At 66.5% G+C, this 16,035-nt stretch carries 16 protein-coding genes; 10 read left to right on the plus strand and 6 right to left on the minus strand.

From position 1 onward, the window contains the following. Window positions 1–56: 56 nt before the first annotated feature. Together ACP156_RS21990 and ACP156_RS21995 are read right to left on the minus strand one after the other, a co-directional pair. Entirely contained in the window at window positions 57–632 is a 576-nt protein-coding gene (locus tag ACP156_RS21990) for a thioredoxin family protein (RefSeq protein WP_425053306.1), read from the minus strand. Between the two features lie 15 nt (window positions 633–647). Continuing rightward, window positions 648–1,379: a cytochrome c biogenesis CcdA family protein gene (locus tag ACP156_RS21995; RefSeq protein WP_425053305.1), complete on the minus strand. Its 732-nt coding sequence runs from the start codon at window positions 1,377–1,379 to the stop codon at window positions 648–650. A 53-nt stretch (window positions 1,380–1,432) separates the two neighbouring features. Here ACP156_RS21995 and ACP156_RS22000 point away from each other — a divergent pair, with 53 nt between their 5' ends. From ACP156_RS22000 to ACP156_RS22045, 10 genes are all read left to right on the plus strand, one after another. Further along, window positions 1,433–1,819: a hypothetical protein gene (locus ACP156_RS22000; protein ID WP_425053304.1), complete on the plus strand. Its 387-nt coding sequence runs from the start codon at window positions 1,433–1,435 to the stop codon at window positions 1,817–1,819. A gap of 121 nt (window positions 1,820–1,940) precedes the next feature. Beyond that, complete coding sequence (locus ACP156_RS22005) at window positions 1,941–2,231, plus strand: ArsR/SmtB family transcription factor (protein ID WP_425053518.1); 291 nt, start codon at window positions 1,941–1,943, stop codon at window positions 2,229–2,231. A 37-nt stretch (window positions 2,232–2,268) separates the two neighbouring features. Beyond that, complete coding sequence (locus ACP156_RS22010) at window positions 2,269–3,324, plus strand: YeeE/YedE family protein (RefSeq protein ID WP_425053303.1); 1,056 nt, start codon at window positions 2,269–2,271, stop codon at window positions 3,322–3,324. A 237-nt stretch (window positions 3,325–3,561) separates the two neighbouring features. Then, window positions 3,562–4,587, plus strand: a complete 1,026-nt coding sequence (locus ACP156_RS22015; RefSeq protein WP_425053302.1) for a Bug family tripartite tricarboxylate transporter substrate binding protein — start codon at window positions 3,562–3,564, stop codon at window positions 4,585–4,587. Window positions 4,588–4,673: 86 nt separating this feature from the next. Next, window positions 4,674–5,159 carry a tripartite tricarboxylate transporter TctB family protein gene (locus ACP156_RS22020; RefSeq protein WP_425053301.1) on the plus strand — a complete coding sequence of 162 codons (486 nt, stop codon included), beginning with the start codon at window positions 4,674–4,676 and terminating at the stop codon, window positions 5,157–5,159. After that, window positions 5,159–6,700 carry a tripartite tricarboxylate transporter permease gene (locus ACP156_RS22025; RefSeq protein WP_425053300.1) on the plus strand — a complete coding sequence of 514 codons (1,542 nt, stop codon included), beginning with the start codon at window positions 5,159–5,161 and terminating at the stop codon, window positions 6,698–6,700. The genes ACP156_RS22020 and ACP156_RS22025 overlap by 1 nt, the downstream gene beginning before the upstream one ends. Beyond that, window positions 6,697–7,347 (plus strand): TetR family transcriptional regulator, encoded by a 651-nt coding sequence (locus tag ACP156_RS22030; RefSeq protein ID WP_425053299.1) that lies wholly within the window; start codon window positions 6,697–6,699, stop codon window positions 7,345–7,347. The genes ACP156_RS22025 and ACP156_RS22030 overlap by 4 nt, the downstream gene beginning before the upstream one ends. Before the next feature lie 69 nt (window positions 7,348–7,416). Continuing rightward, window positions 7,417–8,568 (plus strand): Gfo/Idh/MocA family protein, encoded by a 1,152-nt coding sequence (locus ACP156_RS22035; protein ID WP_425053298.1) that lies wholly within the window; start codon window positions 7,417–7,419, stop codon window positions 8,566–8,568. Beyond that, window positions 8,565–9,707 (plus strand): dihydrodipicolinate synthase family protein, encoded by a 1,143-nt coding sequence (locus ACP156_RS22040; protein WP_425053297.1) that lies wholly within the window; start codon window positions 8,565–8,567, stop codon window positions 9,705–9,707. Before ACP156_RS22035 ends, ACP156_RS22040 begins: the two co-directional genes overlap by 4 nt. Window position 9,708: 1 nt before the next feature. Further along, window positions 9,709–10,533, plus strand: a complete 825-nt coding sequence (locus ACP156_RS22045) for a sugar phosphate isomerase/epimerase family protein (RefSeq protein WP_425053296.1) — start codon at window positions 9,709–9,711, stop codon at window positions 10,531–10,533. 28 nt (window positions 10,534–10,561) lie between these two features. Here the strand turns inward: ACP156_RS22045 and ACP156_RS22050 are convergent, their stop codons facing one another. The 4 genes from ACP156_RS22050 to ACP156_RS22065 form a co-directional block, all read right to left on the minus strand. After that, entirely contained in the window at window positions 10,562–11,338 is a 777-nt protein-coding gene (locus ACP156_RS22050; protein WP_425053295.1) for a TIM barrel protein, read from the minus strand. Beyond that, entirely contained in the window at window positions 11,335–12,141 is an 807-nt protein-coding gene (gene iolB / locus ACP156_RS22055; RefSeq protein ID WP_425053294.1) for a 5-deoxy-glucuronate isomerase, read from the minus strand. Before iolB ends, ACP156_RS22050 begins: the two co-directional genes overlap by 4 nt. Window positions 12,142–12,155: 14 nt before the next feature. Further along, entirely contained in the window at window positions 12,156–14,009 is a 1,854-nt protein-coding gene (iolD, locus tag ACP156_RS22060; protein ID WP_425053293.1) for a 3D-(3,5/4)-trihydroxycyclohexane-1,2-dione acylhydrolase (decyclizing), read from the minus strand. Between the two features lie 109 nt (window positions 14,010–14,118). Next, window positions 14,119–16,032, minus strand: coding sequence for a bifunctional 5-dehydro-2-deoxygluconokinase/5-dehydro-2-deoxyphosphogluconate aldolase (locus ACP156_RS22065; RefSeq protein ID WP_425053292.1), 1,914 nt, complete (start codon window positions 16,030–16,032; stop codon window positions 14,119–14,121). Between the last annotated feature and the right edge of the window lie 3 nt (window positions 16,033–16,035).

Genomic DNA, 16,035 nt, shown 5'->3' on the forward strand with positions numbered 1-16,035 from the left:
TCGGCCCAATACGCAACATCAAATTCATAGGAATGAATAATATGATGGGTTAAACGTCACTCGGTTCCGGCCGCGCGGCGTTCCTCGAACCGGCGGGCGTGGTAGCGTTGGAAATCCTCGCTGTCGTCGAGATAGCGTTCCTCGACCACCCAGGTCAGCATGTCGATCGTCGTGCCCGCCTCGAAGGCGCCCGGCATCACCGCCACGGCGGCCTGAGCGCCGGTGGTTCCATCGGCGACGTCCTCGGGGAAGAACAGCAGGGTGGGGGTGAACAGCAGGCCCCATTTGCGCGTCAGCGCCCTTTCTTCCAGCGCTTCGCCGTCGAAGTCGATCACCTCGGTCGAGCCGTGCAGGTTCAGTTGCACCACGAAGTAGTGTTCGTTGATGTACTCCGCGATTTCCGGGCGCGGAAACACCTCTTCGTGCATCTTCGTGCAGTAGATACAGCCGCGCTGTTCCACGATCACCATCAGGCGTTTGCCTTCGGCATTGGCCTCGGCGAGGTCTTCGCGCAGGTCCTTGAAGGTGTCGCGCATCCAGTCGGCCTTGTGCAGGCCGTCATCGCCGAGTTCCGCGCCAAGCGCGGCGCCGGCCCAGAAGACTGCGGCAAGCGCGATCAGGTAACGTTTCATTGCTTCCTCCCTTGCTCAACCGATGCCCGGCCAGAAGCCGACCATCCAGTTCGCGATCCAGTTGACGGTTTCGGTGGCGATCAGGATGCCGAAGACGATCAGCAGCACGCCCATCGCCTTCTCGATCGCCGCCATGTGTTTGCGGAACCGGCGCATCCAGTTCAGGAACGGCCGGATGAACGCGGCCGCGAGGACGAAGGGCGCCGTCATGCCGATGGCGTAGACCAGAAGCAGGCGCATGCCTTCGCCGACGGTTTCCTGCCCGCCCGCCATGAACAGGATCGCCGCCAGCACCGGGCCGACACAGGGCGTCCAGCCGAAGGCAAAGGCCAGCCCGATCACGTAGGCGCCCAAGATGCTGGTGTTGTTGGTGTCGCCCGCACCGGTGTTGAACTGGCGGTACAGGATGCCGATCCGGATCACGCCAAGGAAATGCAGTCCCATCGCGATGATCACCGCTGCCGCGACCCAGCGCAGAACGCCGAACCACTCGCGCACAAGCTGGCCGAAGGCGGTGGCCGCCGCGCCAAGGCCGACGAAGATCGTGGCCACGCCAAGGGCGAACATGATCGAGGCCAGAACGGCGCGTTTGCGGACGCCGGGCGGAAGCTCTTCGCCGGATTGCAGCGCGTTGATTCCCGCACCTGCAAGATAGGACAGGTAGAACGGCACAATCGGCAGCACGCATGGCGACAGGAATGACAGTAAACCGGCGATCAGCGCCCCGGTCAGCGTGACGTCGAACATTCTCCCCCCGGTTCGCTTGTCGGCTTCAGATAAACATATTATGATCCTTATATATGATCGGTCAATTCCTCGCTCGACTGCTCGTCATCATGGGCCTGCTGTTTCCGGGGGGCGCCATGGCCGCGGGCGAAGACACGCTGTTGCTGATGGGCGAACAGCGGGGCTGCATCTACTGCGCCCGGTGGGATGCCGACGTCGCGCCGGAGTACGCAAAGACCGCAGAGGGCCGTTCGGCGCCGCTGTTGCGCGTCGATATTCACGAGCCGCTGCCCGAAAACGTCGACCTTGCCGGGCCGCTCAGGATCACGCCGACTTTCGTGCTTCTCAGAAATGGTCGCGAAATCAGCAGGATCGAAGGTTACCCGGGCGAGGATTTCTTCTGGGGCCTGCTTCAGCGCATGTTGGACGATGCAGGCATTGACTATGGCGCCGGAGGGTAGTGTTTTGCGCGGCATGACTCCGATCGATGCAAGCGGCCCCGACCACGGGGCGATGACCGACGACGAAACCGACCAACAGGGGCGGTTGCCCGTGATTTCGGAGACCACGACTCCGGAAGAGATGGATCGTATCGCCGAGAACGCAGAGCTTGCAGCGAACTTCCTGAAGGCGATCAGCCACGAAGGCCGGCTGATGATCCTGTGCCATCTCGCGACGGGCGAGAAGTCGGTGACCGAGCTGGAGGACCTGCTTTCGGCCCGGCAGGCGGCGGTCTCGCAACAGCTTACCCGGCTGCGGCTGGAAGGGCTGGTGAAGCCCCGGCGCGAGGGCAAGGCAATCTACTACCGCTTGACGGATGACCGCACGACCCAAATAATCAGCGTCGTCTACGACCTGTTCTGTCGCAGATAAGCGCCGGGCGTCTGACCGGCGCAAGGGAGGAGATCAGATGCTGGAGGTGCTGGGCGAGCCGCTCGCTGCGGCGCTCGTCGGGGTATTCGGTGGCGTCCTTCTGGGGCTCGCCGCCCGACTGGGTCGTTTCTGTTCGCTGGGCGCGATCGAGGATGCGCTGTACGGCGGCAGCTTGCTGCGATTGCGGATGTGGGGCGTCGCCATCGGCGCCGCCGTCATCGGAACGTTCGCCGCGCAGGCGCTTGGCTGGGCCTCTGTCGAACAGTCCGCCTATCTGCGTCTGGCGTGGAACCCGCTGGCCAGCATCGCGGGCGGCATCACCTTCGGTTATGGCATGGCGCTGGCCGGGAACTGCGGTTTCGGCGCGCTGGCGCGGCTTGGCGGCGGCGACATCCGCGCCTTCGTGATCGTGCTGGTGATGGGGCTGTCCGCCTATGTCGCCATGTCCGGCCCGCTGGCGGAACTGCGCGTCTGGGTCTTCCCGCAAGAAGAAATAACAGGGGCGGTGCCCGGCATCGCACACCACCTGTCGGGGCTGACCGGCCTTGGCCTGCCGCTGGTCGGGCTGGTGATCGGCGCGGTCATTCTCGCCGCGTCGCTGTGGGATGCCGAGATGCTTGCAAAACCCTCTGCTATCGCGTGGTCGCTGGCGGTCGGACTGGCCATCGTCAGCGCGTGGGTGGGGACAAGCTGGATCGCCGCGACCGGATTCGCCGCGCCCGAGGTGGTGTCGCACACCTTCGCCGCGCCGCTGGGCGATACGATCCTGTATCTGATGACCTCGTCCGGAAGTACCGTCAGCTTCGGCGTCGGCTCGGTCGCCGGTGTCATCTGCGGCGCGCTGCTGGGCAGCATGGTCAACGGTCGGTTCCGCTGGGAAGCCTGCGAGGATCCCCGCGAGCTTCGCCGGCAGATCCTTGGCGCGGTGCTGATGGGTGTCGGTGCGGCCGTCGCGATGGGATGTACCGTGGGGCAGGGGCTGTCCGCATTCTCTGTCCTCGCGGCCTCTGCGCCGGTGACGGTTGCGGCGATCGCCTTCGGCACGGCAATCGGGCTTCGGCAGCTTATCGCCGGGTTTATGCCGTCGGAATAAGTCGTCCTTCAGGCTGGCCCGCATCCCACACACGGAGTGCGGGCAGGCTGATTGCACCGTTAAGCGCAAAATGAATTTAAGATAATAACCGGCGAAAAAGGCGTAAGAAAACGCCTTTCGCGCTGACCTCTTGCATCCTCCTTATCCTGTCTCCCTGGCCGCTGTCCGCCAGCAGGGCGTTGACGGATTCGCGAAGATTTAGTTACCTACCAGTAGGTAGCATATGGGAGGAGAATCATGCTTACCAAGAATCTGGCGCGGCTCGCCGGAGCCGCGGTCTTGGCGATTTCCGCCACCGCGGGTCCCGCACTCGCGCAGTGGCAGCCCGACAAGCCGATCAACATCATTGTCCCGTGGTCCGCTGGCGGATCGACCGATCAGGTCACGCGGGTCGTCGCGCCGATCCTGGAGGAGGCACTCGGCACGCCGGTGGTCGTGGTGAACCAGCCCGGCGCTTCGGGCTCTATCGGCACCAAGGCCGCGCTCGACGCACCGCGCGACGGCTACACCTGGACCGCCAACGCCATCGCCAACAACGCCACCTACGCGGTGACGGGGCTGGTCGAGGATACCTCGATCGAGGATTACCACATCTACCTGCACGTCGCGAACGTGCCGGTGATCTCGGTCAATGCCGACGCCCCGTATCAGGACTTCGGCGAACTGCTGGAAGCGATGAAGTCGGACGACTCGGTCACCGTCGGCACCGCTGGTGTGAACTCGTCGGGCGGCATGGCGCTGGCCGCGATCAACGAAGCGGCGGGCGGCGACGTTCTGGCGCGCATGGTCACCTACGACGGCGGCAACCCGGCGGTTCTGGCGACCGCGGCGGGCGAGACGATGGTCACCACCCAGCTTGCGGTAGAGCAGACCGAGATGATCCGCGCAGGCAAGATCCGCCCGCTGGCGGTGTTGTCGGACGGCGAACTCATCATCGAGGGGCTCGACCCGATCCCGCCGATCACCAACTGGCTGCCGGACATGCATGTCGCGCCGGACTATTTCGGCGTGTTCATCCCGACCGGCGCCCCGCAGGAGGTCTATGACACCGTCGACCAGATCTGGGCCGAAAAGGTGATGACCTCGGAAGCGCTGATGACCTACGCCACCGAGCGCGGCGCCGTGTTCGCGCCCAGCTTTGGCGAGGAAGCCATGGACAAAGCGATGCCGGTCGTCATCGCCGAGGCTTGTGCCCGCGTGACGCGGGGCGAGGCGGTGCTTGATCCGTCCGAGATCGGCATCGACTGCCCCGAAGGCATGTAAGCGAATGGGGTTCGCGCGCGGTGCGCCGCGCGCGGACACCCGGCCCGTCGCATCCGCCCGCGCCGGCGTTTCCAGAAGGCAATACCATGCGTTTCGACACACCCGCCGCTGACCGCATCACCGCGGCCACTCTCTTCGCGCTTGGCGCGGCAATGAGTTGGGGAGGCTTCGTGATGGACCGGCTTGAGAGCCGGCAGATCCATCCGGCCAGCATTCCCGGCCTCGTTCCGATGATCCTTGGCGCCGCGATGATGCTGTGCGCCGTGCTGCTGGCCCTGTCGACGCGCGGCCAGACGGCGCCCGACGCATCCGGGGTGCAAGGCAACTGGACGGACTTCGGCTTCGCCGCCGCATGGAGCTGCGTGTTCGCGCTGCTGCTGGTCGGCACGCTGCCCTTCGCCGCGGCGGCGGCACTGTACATCTTCATCTTCGCCGGATGGTTCTCGTGGCAACCGGCAGAGCCGCAGGCCCGAAACGCGAAACGCATGATCTTCGTCGCCGTCTTCGCGGTGGCGGTCGCCGTGGGCGTGGCGGCGCTGTTCCGCTACGGCTTCCTTGTGAGGCTGCCGTGATGGAGGCGCTGAACGCACTTTTGTCCGGGCTGGGCCAGTTCATGACGCCGATGGGCCTGTTCCACGTCGCATGGGCGACGCTGCTGGGCATCCTCGTCGGCAGCCTGCCGGGCCTGACCGCGACCATGGGCGTGGCGCTGTTGACGACCTTGACCTACACGCTGGACCGCGACAGCGCGATCCTCGTGCTGATCTGCATGTACGTCGGCGCGATCTATGGCGGCTCGCGCTCTGCGATCCTGTTGAACATCCCCGGCACGCCCGCATCCGCCGCGACCTCGCTTGACGGCTTCCCGCTGGCGCAGCGGGGGCAGGCGGGCTACGCGATGGCACTGGCCACCGCCGGGTCCGCCATGGGCACGCTGGTGGGGATCCTGCTGCTGGTCCTGCTTGCGCCCGCGCTGGCCGCCATCGCGCTGGACTTCGGCTCGTTCGAGTTCTTCTGGCTCGCCGTGTTCGGCATCGTGATCTCCGGCCAATTGACCGGCGGCGTGAGCCCGCTGAAGGGCTACATGGCGGGGCTTTTGGGCCTGATGGTCGCGATGGTCGGATCAGAGGGCATCCACGCGCACGTCCGTTTCAACCTCGGCTTCGATCAACTGAACGGCGGCATCGGGCTGATCCCCGCGATGGTCGGCGCGTTCGGGTTCGCCGAGGTTTTGACCGTCATGTGGCGCCGCAAGGCAGAGCTTTCGACCGAGGAGTTGAAGGAAGACCGCGTTCTTCCCCGTCTGTCCGACCTGTGGCGCTATAAGATCACGATCGGCCGGTCCGGCGTGATCGGCACCCTTGTCGGCATCATCCCCGGCGTGGGCGAGGATATCGGGGCCTGGGCCTCGTACGCCGCCGCCAAGCGCAGCAGCAAGGAGAAGGACCAGTTCGGGAAGGGTTCCTACGAGGGGCTGACGGCGGCAGAGACGGGCAACTCGGCGGTTGTACCCGGCGCGCTGATCCCGGCGCTGACCCTTGCGGTGCCCGGTTCGGCCCCGGCGGCGGTGCTGATCGCGGCGCTGTTCATCCATGGCGTCCGGCCCGGCCCGATGATCATGTTCGAGCAGCCGACGTTCATCTACTCGATCGCGGCCATGCTGATCCTCGCGACCATCGCGATCGCGATTTACGGCCTGTCGCTGACGCGCCTGTTCATCCTTGTCCTGCGCATCCCGCGCGAGTTGCTGATGCCCGTGGTCTTCACGCTGTGCGTCATCGGGCCCTACGCCCTGACGCAACGGGTCTTCGACATCTGGGTGATGGCCGCCTTCGGATTGATCGGCTTCGTCCTGCGGCAGATGAATTACCCGATGGCGCCGCTGGTTCTGGGCATTATTCTTGGCGATTTGCTGGACAAATCCCTGCGGCGTGGGCTCACCCTGTCTAACGGGTCGCTCGAGCCTTTCTTCACCCGGCCGATCTCGCTGGCCTTCGTGGTGATCATCGCGCTCAGCATCGTCCTGTCGATGCCCGTCACCCGGCGCGCCGTCGGCAAGGTGATCGGTACGAAACGCGGCCCGACCGAGCAACCGGAGGGCAGGAAGCCATGAACCAATCCGCACCCAAACCCGTGAAGCGCGACGCTGCCGCGTCGAAACGCCGGATCCTGAAAGCCGCGCTGGCAGAGTTCGCGGCGCACGGCCACGCCGGCGCGCGCATCGACACCATCGCCGAGAAGGCCAGCGTGTCGAAGCCGATGATCTACAGCTACTTCGGCGACAAGGAGGAGCTGTACAAGGCGGCGCTGCGCGAAAGCTACGTGCAGATCCGGCAGGGCGAACGGAAGCTGAAACTCGAGGACCTGAGCCCCGAGGAAGCCGTGCGCGAACTGGTCGGCTTCACCCTGCGCCACTTCGTATCGAAGCCATGGTTTGTTTCGATGCTGAACACCGAGAACCTGCTGGGCGGCAATGCGATCCGGCAGATCGGAGACGTGGCAGAGATCCAGTCGCCGCTGATCGACTCGATCCGGCAGTTCCTTGAACGCGGCGCGGCGGCGGGGCAGATCCGCGACGATGTCGACCCGGTGGAACTGTACATCACCATCGCTTCGCTTTGCTACTTCCCCGTCTCGAACAAGCACACGCTGCGCGCCGTCTTCAAGGTGCCGATCGACGAGGCGTGGCTGGACCAGCGCGCGGCGATGATCTCGGAAATGCTGACCTGTTACCTGCGACGTCCGGCGCAGGACCCATGATGACCCGCGCGGCCACCCGGCTGCGCACCCCCTGACACGACAGACAAATCTCTGAAAGGACCGAAGAAAATGAGACAACAACGGATCGGCATCATCATGCACGGCGTGACCGGGCGGATGGGGATGAACCAGCACCTGATCCGCTCGGTCCTCGCCATCCGCGATCAGGGCGGTCTGGCGCTAAAGGATGGTTCGTACCTCGTGCCCGACGTGATCATCGTTGGCCGCAACGCCGACAAGATCGAGGCGCTGGCGAAGACGCACAACGTGCAGCGCTGGACCACCGATCTGGACGCCGCGCTTGCCAACCCCGACGACACGATCTTCTTCGACGCCGCCTCGACCCAGCTGCGGCCCGAACTGCTGAAGAAGGCCATCGACGCAGGCAAGCATGTCTACAGCGAGAAGCCGGTCTCTGAAGGATTGGCCGAGGCCGTCGACATCGCCCGCTATGCCAAGGAGAAAGGCGTCAAGAACGGCATCGTCCATGACAAGCTGGACCTGCCGGGCCTGCTGAAGCTGAAGCGCCTGCGCGACAGCGGCTTCTTCGGGCGGATGCTGAGCGTGAAGGGCGAGTTCGGCTACTGGGTGTTCGAGGGCGACTTCCTGCCCGCGCAGCGTCCGTCGTGGAACTACCGTTCGGAAGATGGCGGCGGCATCATCTCGGACATGCTGTGCCACTGGCGCTATGTGCTCGACAACGTCGTCGCGCCGGTAAAGTCGGTCAGCTGCCTTGGCGCGACCCACATTCCCGCGCGCTGGGATGAGCAGGGCAAGGAATACACCGCCACCGCCGATGACGCGGCCTATGCGTCCTTCCTGCTGGAAGGCGACATCGTGGCCCACATCAATTCAAGCTGGTGCACCCGTGTCCGCCGCGACGACCTGGTGACATTCCAGATCGACGGCACCCATGGGTCCGCCGTCGCGGGGCTGCACAAGTGCTACTCGCAGCATCGCGTCAACACCCCGAAACCCGTCTGGAACCCCGACGAACCGCAACCGCTGGACCTGTTCGGCGGCTGGGAAGAGGTGCCGGACAACACCGTGTACGACAACGGCTTCAAGGTTCAGTGGGAGCAATTCCTGCGTCACGTCGTCGAAGATGCGCCGTTCTCCTACACCCTCGCCGAAGGCGCGAAGGGCGTGCAACTGGCCGAGGCGGGCTATCAAAGCTGGCGCGAACGCCGCTGGATCGACCTGGAGGACCTGGGGCTGTGAGCACGACACTCAACCTTCCCGGCGGCGCTGTCACGCTGAAGGACGGCCCCGCGCCGGTGGCGTCCGACGGCTGGACCCGCACCGCCTTCGCCGCCGCGCATGTCGTGGCAGACCCGCTGGCCGAGGCCGACCCGTGGCTCGACTGTCCGATCGACTGGGACCGCACGCTGGCCTTCCGCGAGCACCTGTGGTCGCTGGGCTTCGGCGTGGCCGAGGCGATGGACACCGCGCAGCGCGGCATGGGCCTCGATTGGCCCACCTCGCTGGACCTGATCCAGCGCAGCGTCGCGCTGGCGAAATCCGGCGGCCACCTGATCGCTTCTGGCGCGGGCACTGACCACATCTCGCCCGAGGGCGCGACCATCGAGCAGGTGATCGCCGCCTACGAAGAACAGTGCGAGGCTGTTGAAGCGACCGGCAGCCAGGTCATCCTGATGGCGTCCCGCGCGCTGGTGAAGGCGGCGAACGGTCCCGAGGACTACGCCAAGGTCTACGACCGCGTGCTGTCGGGCCTGCAACAGCCCGCGATCCTGCACTGGCTGGGAGAGATGTTCGATCCCGCGCTGGAAGGCTATTGGGGCTCGGGCGACCACATGGCGGCGATGGACACCTGCCTTGAGATCATCGAGGCCAACGCCTCGAAGGTCGACGGCATCAAGATTTCGCTTCTGTCCGCCGACAAGGAAATCGACATGCGCCACCGCCTGCCGGATGGCGTGCGCATGTATACCGGGGACGACTTCAACTACCCGGACCTCATCGCCGGGGACGATCAGGGCTATTCCCACGCGCTGCTGGGCATCTTCGATCCCATCGCCGGGGCCGCCGCCCGCGCGCTGACCGCGCTGGGGCAGGGCGACATGAACCGGTACGGCGACGCCTTCGGTCCCACGGTCCCGCTGTCGCGCCATATCTTCAAGGCGCCCACGCGGTTCTACAAGACCGGCGTGGTGTTCATGGCCTATCTCAACGGGCATCAGGACCATTTCACCATGATCGGCGGGCAGGAAAGCACCCGCTCGACCCGGCACCTTGCCGAACTGGTGCGGCTGGCCAACGATGCGGGACTGTTCCCCGACGCCGACCTTGCCGCCGCCCGCGCGCGGCCGGTCTTCGCCGCTCGCGGCGTGGAGGTCTGAGATGACCGGCGTAGACGCATCCCGCCTGTCGCTGAACACCGCGACCGTGCGCGAGCAATGGACGCTGGCCCAGTGCATCGACGGCTGCGCGCGGCACGGCATCGGCGCGGTCTCCCCGTGGCGCGACAAGTTGCAAGAGATGGGTCCGACCGCCGCCGCGCGTGCCATCCGCGATGCGGGGCTGGGCGTCAGCGGGCTGTGCCGAGGCGGCTGGTACACCGAGGACGGGTCGCTGACCCGGAAGGTCAGGGACGACAACCGTCGCGCGGTGGACGAAGCCGCCGAGATCGGCGCGGCCTGCCTTGTCATGGTCGTGGGCGGCCTGCCGAAGGGGTCCAGGGACCTCCCCGCCGCGCAGGCGCTGGTCGAAGAGGGGCTGGCCGACACGCTCGACTATGCCCGCACCGCAGGCTTGCCCGTCGCCATCGAGCCGCTGCACCCGATGTACGCGGGCGACAGGGCCTGCGTGAACACGACCCGGCAGGCGCTGGATATCTGCGACCGGCTGGGCGACGGCATCGGCGTGGCGCTGGACGTCTACCACGTCTGGTGGGACTTCGAGATCGCCACCCAGATCGCCCGCGCGGGCCGTGACCGTCTTCTGGCGTTCCACATCTGCGACTGGCTGGTCCCGACCAGTGACCTGCTGCTGGACCGAGGCATGATGGGCGACGGCGTGATCGACATCGCCGCCTACCGCGCCATGGTCGAGGCGCAGGGCTTTGATGGCTTCGTCGAGGTCGAGATCTTCTCGGCCGACAACTGGTGGACCCGCGACGCGGACGAGGTGCTGGCCACCGTCATCGAACGCGCGCGCAACTGCTGATTATTGGGCGGGGCGTCGCGACGCCCCGCTATGCCTCGAGACGCTGGAACGATGCCTCGATCTCTGCCGCCACGGGCCGCGCGATCAGGCCCGGCTCGGTGCATTCGAACGAGAACGCCGCGGCATAGCCGCCGTCCAGCAACGCCCGGACCTGGCCCCGGTTGCCGCAGCGGTCCCCGGCATCCACCAGCACGCGGTGGCCGTCCTGTTCCGCGTCAAGGGCGACCGTCGGATCGGAAATGCCCGAGACGTGCACGATGGCCGTATGTTCCGGGAAAAGCTCGGTCTCACCTGCGATGACGTGCTGAAACGTGTCATGCACCAGTTTGAACGCCTCGGTGCCGCCGACCGCCTCGATCGCGTCGACCAGTTCGGCCTTGCGGGGCAGGGTGGAGGACGCGAAACCGATGGGCTCGATCAGCGGCAGCACCGCGCGGCCCTCGGCCAGCGCAAGGATGTCCCGCATCACGTCGCGCAGGGCGCGCGTTGGGCGGTCGTCGACGCTGGGGATCAGGCTGATCGTCTCGGCTCCCGCCGCCTCGGCCACATCCAGCAGCGCCCCGATCTGCGCCGCGCGGGTGTCGTCCCAGACGTTGAACCCGTAGACCTCGGACAGACCCAGCAAACGCAGCCCGCGCGCCTTCGCCATCGCCGCCGCCTCGGCGGGCGCGATGCCGTCGAAGAACGGACGGCCAAGATCGTTGCGCGGCTCCACCCCCACGCATCCAATCCCGGCGGCAAGGTCCAGAAACGCCTCGAAGGGCAGGTCGCGCGCTGTCTTCTGGTTCAGCGCCCTCGGGATCATGCGTCGCGGTCCATGATCCACTGAACCGCCGGGTCCGCGATGAAGCGCCACTTCCGCAGCGGCCCCGCCATCACGTTGAGGTAGTACATCTCGAAGCCATAGGGCGCGCCGCAGGGGTGGTGACCGCGCGGGACGCAGACCACGTCGCCGTCCTTCACCGCCATCGTCTCGTCCAGCACGCCGTCCTCGGTATAGACCCGCTGGATGCCGAACCCGTCGCCGGGGTTCAGGCGGTGGTAATAGGTCTCTTCGAGATAGGTGATATTCGGATAGTCGTCCTCGTCGTGACGGTGGCTGGGATAGCTCGACCAGTTGCCGTCCGGCGTGAACACCTCGGTCACCAGAAGGCTGTCGCAGTAATCCTCGTTCTCCATCGCGATGTTGTTGATGTGGCGGGTGTTGTTGCCCTTGCCCCGCTGGGTCAGGGTGATCCCGTCCGGCCCGATCCGCCGGGCCTTGTGGCCACCGTGACCGGGGGCCGAGCAGACCGCCAGCGTGCAGTCGGTGGTCGCCGTGGCGTGCCACTCCTCGCCGTTCGGGACATACAGGCAATGCGGCGGCGTCTTCTCGAACACGTCCATCCGGTCTCCCAATTCGCCCCAGTCCCGCCCGGCGGCCTGCATCGTGGCCTTGCCCTCGACCATCACAAGGATCACCTCGCGGTCGCCCGTCGCCTCGGACACGGTTTCGCCCGGACGCAGCCGGTACAGCGAGAACCCGACATAGCGCCAGCCCGCCGACTGCGGCGTGATCTCGTGAACCTTGCCGTGGGCGCCGAAGGGTTTCTTCAGTAGGTCAGCCATTCCGGCTCCTTTCCTCAGTTGGTCAGCCGCGCATGGGCGATCTGCTTGAGATAGCCCTCGTAGCGGTCACGCTGTTTCTGGCGGTCCGAGACTTCGGGCACGGCGACATCCCAGAAGAAGCCGTGCGCGCCCGCGCGCGTTTCCAGCCCGGTGCCGGGGAAGTCCTTCGCAACGGTCTCGATCACGATCACGGTGGGAATGTCGCGGTCGCGCGCGGCCCGGATCTCGGCCTCCAGCTGATCGGTGTCGGCGGCCTTCACCGCATGCGCGCCCATGCTGGCGGCGTGGGCGACATAGTCGATCTCGGGCTGCACCTCGACGTTGCAGTCGACATACATGTTGTTGAAGGGCTCGCCGCCGCAGCCCATCGTCTGCAACCGGTTGATGCAGCCATAGCCGCGGTTGTCGGTCAGAACGACGGTGAACGGCACCCGCCGCATCACCGCCGTCGCCAGTTCGCTGTTCGCCATCATGTAGCTGCCGTCGCCCACGAAACAGATCACTTCGCGCTCGGGCGTGGCCAGCTTGATGCCCATCGCACCCGCCACTTCGTAGCCCATGCAGCTATAGCCGTACTCCATGTGATAGCCGCCCTGGCTGGGTTGCCACAGCAGCTTCAGCGCGCCGGGCATCGTCCCCGCGGCGCACATGGCGACCGCGGTCTCGCCCGTGGCCCGCTGCACCGCGCCGATCACCTGCCCGTCGGTGGGTTTCGCCGCCTGATCGTCGGGCCGTGCGCAATAGGCGTCGACCGCCCGAAGCCAGTCCGTCCGCATCTCGGGATCGAAAGCATCGGCCCTGTAGTCCCCCAGCGCATCGCTCAGAGCCTCCAGCGCCACCTTCGCATCGGCCACAAGGCTTTCCGCCCCGTGTTTCGCCGCGTCGTAGCCGTGGATGTTGATCGACACGAGCTTCGCCCCTGCGCCGAACATCGTGCGCGAGCCTGTGGTGAAGTCCTGCAACCGCGTGCCCACGCCGATCACCACGTCCGCCGTCTCGGAAATCGCGTTGGCCGCCGCCGAGCCGTCCACGCCGGACGCGCCGAAACTCATCGGGTGGTCCTGCGCCAGCGCCGACTTGCCGGCCTGCGTCTCGGCCACCGGGATCCCGTGGCGGGCGGCGAAAGCGGCAAGTGTCTCTTCGGCGCCGCTATAGATGACCCCGCCGCCCGCGATCATGACCGGGTTCTTCGCCGCCCGGATCGTCGCGGCCACCCGCTCCAGTTCGCCCGTATCCGGCGCGGGCCGGCGGATGTGCCAGACGCGCGGTTCAAAGAAGGTTTCCGGCCAGTCATAGGCCTCGGCCTGCACGTCCTGACAGAAAGCCAATGTCGCGGGCCCGCAGTTCGCCGGGTCGGTCATCGCCCGCAGGGCGCGGGGCAGGGCGGTCAGCAGATGCTCGGGCCGGGTGATCCGGTCGAAATACCGGCTGACCGGGCGCAGCGTGTCATTCGCGCTGACCGTGCCGTCGTCGAAATCCTCGACCTGCTGCAGCACCGGGTCGGGCCGCCGCGTCGCGAAGACGTCGCCCGCCACGATCAGCAGCGGAAGGCGGTTCACATGCGCCAGAGCGGCGGCGGTCACCAGATTGGTCGAGCCCGGCCCGATCGACGAGGTCACCGCGTGCGCCCGGCGCCGCTTCTTCGCCTTGGCATAGGCGATGGCGGCGTGGGCCATGGTCTGCTCGTTCTGCCCGCGCCATGTCGGGAACACGTCGCGATAGGCGTGCAGCGCCTCGCCCACGCCCGCCACGTTTCCATGACCGAAGATCGCCCACATGCCGTCGACGTAGCGCTCGCCCTCTTCGGTCATCTGCACGGAAAGCCATTTCACCATGGCCTGCGCCGCCGTCAGCCGGATCGTCCCCATGGCCACCTCCCTTTTCCTGTCTTCGCCAGAAGCTTCTTCTGTCCCAAAATATCCCGGGGGAGTCGCGCGAAGCGCGGCGGGGGCAGAGCCCCCTGACTCCGGTCCGGCCTCACGCCGCGTTCAGACGGGCCTCCGCCCGCGCCGCGTCCCAGATCCCGCAAAGTTTCGCATAGCGGTCCGCCATCTGCGCCACCGCGTCCGCGTCCGACATCTCGCCCTTCATCCACGCCCGCGCGGCATCGCCGAAGATCGTGCGGCCTACGGCGAAGCCCTTCACCAGCGGCTGCCGCGCGGCCAGCGCGAAGCTCTCGGCCAGTTCCGCCTCGGGCGCGTCGAGGCCCAGCACCACGATGCCGCGGGTCCGCGGGTCGTTGCGCTCGATCGCCGCCACCGCATTCGCCCACGCGGCCTCGGTCCGGAACGGCTCCAGCTTCCACCAGTCGGGATAGACGCCCGCGTCGTAGAACTGCTGGATCAGCGTCGCCGTCGTGCTGTCATCGACCGGGCCGACCTTCGAGGGGATCACCTCCAGCAGGAATTCCAGCCCGTTGCGGCGGGCGGCGGTGAACAGCCGCAGCACGCGGCGTTCCTGCAGCGCGCGGGTCTCGTCGTCGTCGTCGGGATGGCAGAACACCAGAAGCTTCACAACGTTCTCGCGCGCCCATTCCCGCAGGCGTCCCAGATCCGGGCCAAGCTCGGGCTCGAAGTCGATCGGTCGCGAACCCGGCAGCTCCGTGGGCCGACCGATCCACAGCCCCGAACCCGAGGCGCGATGCAGGGCGCTGCGGCCGATGCGGTTGTCGCACAGGATGCCATAGCCGCCCTGACCATCTTGAACCTTTAACGCAGCTTCAAGGCACAACTCCTTGAACGCGCCGCCTTTTGCCAAGGTATAGCCTGCCATCTCCTCAAGCTGCAGCCGGTGGTCGAATGCGAAGGTCTTCACACTGGACCAGTCGCCGTGGCGGTTGGTCGCCCAGTGTACCTGTTCCAGTTCCGCGTCGTTGCGCAGGTCCGGCCGTGTGATGCCGCGCTGGAAGAAGAACTGCAGTTCCTCCCAGCTTGGATAGGCCGGGGTACAGCCATGGCGCGACACCGCGAAGGCGCCGCAGGCATTGGCGTATTTCAGCGTCACCGGCCAGCTTTCACCGTCCAGCCAGCCCTTCAACAGCCCCGACATGAACCCGTCGCCCGCGCCCAGCACGTTGAACACCTCGATCGGGAAGCCCGGCCCGGTCTGGCCGTCGTCAAGGCTTGCCGGGATATCGCCCTCGAACGCGGTGGCCCCCATCGGCCCGCGCTTGCACACCAGCGTCGCGTCCGAGACCTTCCGGACATTGCGCAGAGCCTCCAGCGTATCGGTCGAGCCTCCGGCGATGTGGAATTCTTCCTCGGTGCCGACGATCAGGTCGAACAGGTGCAGCGTCTCTTGCAGGCTGGCCGTGACCTCGGCGCTTTCGGCAAAGCGGCTTTCGCCCTCGCCATGGCCCAGAACGCCCCACAGGTTCGGGCGATAGTCGATGTCCAGCGCCGTCCGCGCCCCGTGCTTGCGCGCCAGTTCCAGCGCCTTCAGCACCGCCGCGCGGGGCGTCGGGTGGCTGAGATGGGTGCCTGTCGCCACCACCGCGCGGGCCTGCGCCACGAAACCCTCGTCGACGTCATCGGCGCACAGCGCCATGTCGGCGCAGTTCTCGCGGTAGAAGATCAGCGGGAACTGTTCCTGGTCGCGGATGCCAAGGATCACCAGCGCCGACAGCCGGTCGGGATCGGTCTTCAGCCCGTCCACGTTGACGCCGTGGCGCACCAGTTCCTCGCGGATGAAGCGGCCCATATGCTCGTCGCCCACGCGGCTGATCAGCGCGGACTTCAGGCCCAGCCGGGCGGTTCCACAGGCCATGTTGGTCGGAGAGCCGCCGATGTACTTGTCGAACGAGCCCATGTCTTCCAGCCGCCCGCCGATCTGCGCGCCGTACAGGTCGACGCCCGCGCGGCCGATGGTGATGACGTCCAAGGTCTTGGTCATGGC

The organism is Psychromarinibacter sp. S121 (assembly GCF_049801035.1).
Classification (GTDB): domain Bacteria; phylum Pseudomonadota; class Alphaproteobacteria; order Rhodobacterales; family Rhodobacteraceae; genus Psychromarinibacter.